Annotated in this window: 3 protein-coding genes; all 3 read left to right on the forward strand. The window is 69.7% G+C overall.

What is annotated here, in order from left to right:
• On the forward strand, positions 1-499 hold a 499-nt coding region (locus tag HUK84_RS15375), incomplete at its 5' end, for an FAD-binding oxidoreductase (protein ID WP_281362830.1).
• Positions 500-621: 122 nt separating this feature from the next.
• On the forward strand, positions 622-1,815 hold the full coding sequence (gene lptF, locus HUK84_RS15380; RefSeq protein WP_176641066.1) for an LPS export ABC transporter permease LptF: 1,194 nt from the start codon (positions 622-624) through the stop codon (positions 1,813-1,815).
• Positions 1,812-2,279 (forward strand): LptF/LptG family permease (locus tag HUK84_RS15385; protein WP_176641065.1); only part of this gene is annotated, 468 nt, incomplete at its 3' end. The genes lptF and HUK84_RS15385, both read left to right, overlap by 4 nt.

A 2,279-nucleotide genomic window follows, 5' to 3' on the forward strand; every position in this document is an offset into this window, starting at 1 on the left:
CGAGGCGGGGACCGTCAGCGACGCGGTGATCGCCGAGAGCGAGACCCAGCGCCTGGCGCTGTGGAAGCTGCGCGAGGAACATGCCGAGGCCCAGCGCCGGGCCGGGGCCAGCGTGAAGAACGACGTGTCGGTGCCGGTGTCGAAGGTGCCCGCGCTGATCGAACGGGCGAGTGCCGCGTGCGCGGCGCTGATCCCGGGGATTCGGCCCGCGCCGTTCGGCCATATCGGCGACGGGAACATCCATTTCAACCTGGTCCAGCCGGAGGGCATGGACCCGGCCGCGTTCCTGGCGCAAGACCATGCGATCATGGATGCGGTCGCGGCGGTCGTGCGCGACCTGGACGGATCGTTCTCGGCGGAACATGGGGTCGGGCGGCTGAAGCCCTATATGATGCCCGCGTGGCGCGGCGGCGCCGAGCTGGAGACCATGCGGCGGATCAAGCGGGCGATCGATCCCGCCGGGCTGATGAACCCGGATGCGATCTTCCCGCCCGCCTGACGATCGGGGTGACGATCGGAGTGACCATCGGGAGGGCGACCGGGGTGACGGCCGGCGGGATGGCGGCCGGCGGGATGGCGGCCGGCTCTGGCGCCGAGGCGCGGGGGGAGCTACACAGCCCTATGTCGATCGTCCCGCCCCAAGACCGTCCGTCGCCGCGATCGCGGCTGCCGATGCTGGACCGCTATGTCCTGCGGCAGTTGCTGGCGGCGCTGGTGGCGACGACCGGCGGCCTGGCGGCGCTGATCTGGCTGACGCAATCGTTGCATTTCGTGTCGCTGGTGGTCGAGCGCGGCCTGTCGCTGCGGGTGTTCGTCGAACTGACCAGCATGCTGGTGCCGTCCTTCGTGGCGGTTATCCTGCCGATCACGACCTTCGTGGTCGTGCAGTTCGTGTATCAGCGGCTGGCGGGGGACCGGGAATTGACGGTGATGCGGGCGGCGGGGCTGTCGCCGTTCTTCATCGCGCGGCCGGGGCTGCTGTGCGCGGGATTGTCGGTCGCGTCCTGCATGGTCCTGAATCTGTGGATCGTGCCGATGTCGTTCCATGCCTTCAAGCAATACGAGTTCCAGATCCGCAACCGGATGGCGGCCTTCCTGCTGCAGGAAGGAGTGTTTACCCCCGTGTCGGACACGATGACCGTCTATGTGCGCAGCCGCGACCATGACGGGACCCTGCACGGCATCCTGGTCGAGGACGACCGCCAGCCCGACAACCCGTCGACCATCCTGGCGGAGCGCGGGGTGATGCTGGTGGTGGGTGAGCAGCCGCGCGTGGTGCTGTTCGACGGGTCGCGGCAGGAAATCGACCGCCGGACCGGGCGGCTGAACGTGCTGACCTTCGACCGCAATACGATCGACCTGACGTCGGGGCATGGGGACCAGGCGCGCTATCGCGACGCGGCGGAGATGTCGCTGCGCGAATTGCTGCATCCCGACCCCCGCGTGGTCGCCCCCCGGGACCGGGGCAAGTTCGCGGTCGAGGCGTGGCGGCGGCTGACGGCGCCGTTCACCGCCTTCTCGTTCGCGATGATCGGGCTGGTCAGCGTGCTGCGCGGCGCGTTCTCGCGCCATGGCAACATCATCCGCCCGGCGGTGGCGATCATGAGCGTGGTGGGGCTGCTGGCGCTGAGCCTGCTGGTGCAGAACCTGGCGGGGCGGAATATCGCGCTGGTGCCGCTGATGTGGATCGAGGCGATCCTGCCGGGGCTGATCTGTGCGGCGCTGCTGTTCGTGCCGGAATTGCGGCAGCGCGGCGCGAGCGGGCCCGATGCGCGGGGCGCGGGGCCGCTTCCGGCGGAGCCGGCGCGCCCATGACCGTTTCCGTCACGCTGTCCTTCTATATCGCGCGGCAATTCACGCTGGCGGTGATGGCGATGGTGCTGTCGCTGACGGGGCTGGTCTCGCTGTTCGATTTCATCGACCTGCTGCGGCGGGCGGCGACGCGGCCGAACGTGCCGACCAGCCTGGTCAGCGAGATCGCGGGGCTGCACGTCCCGTATTTCATGATCGAGATCCTGCCGTTCGGGGTGCTGCTGGGCGGGATCGTGTGTTTCTGGCGGCTGACGCGGTCGTCCGAGCTGATCGTGGCGCGCGCGGCGGGGATTTCGGCCTGGCAGTTCCTGACCGGGCCGCTGGCCTGCGCGCTGCTGATCGGCGGGCTGGCGACGGCCGCGCTGTCGCCGCTGTCGTCGCTGATGTACCGACGGGCGGAGACGCTGGACAATGTCTATCTGCGCAGCGGCGGCGGGCCGCTGGACCTGTCGGGCGGGGCGCTGTGG

The organism is Nguyenibacter vanlangensis, from assembly GCF_013376155.1.
In the GTDB taxonomy this organism is placed as follows: domain Bacteria; phylum Pseudomonadota; class Alphaproteobacteria; order Acetobacterales; family Acetobacteraceae; genus Gluconacetobacter; species Gluconacetobacter vanlangensis.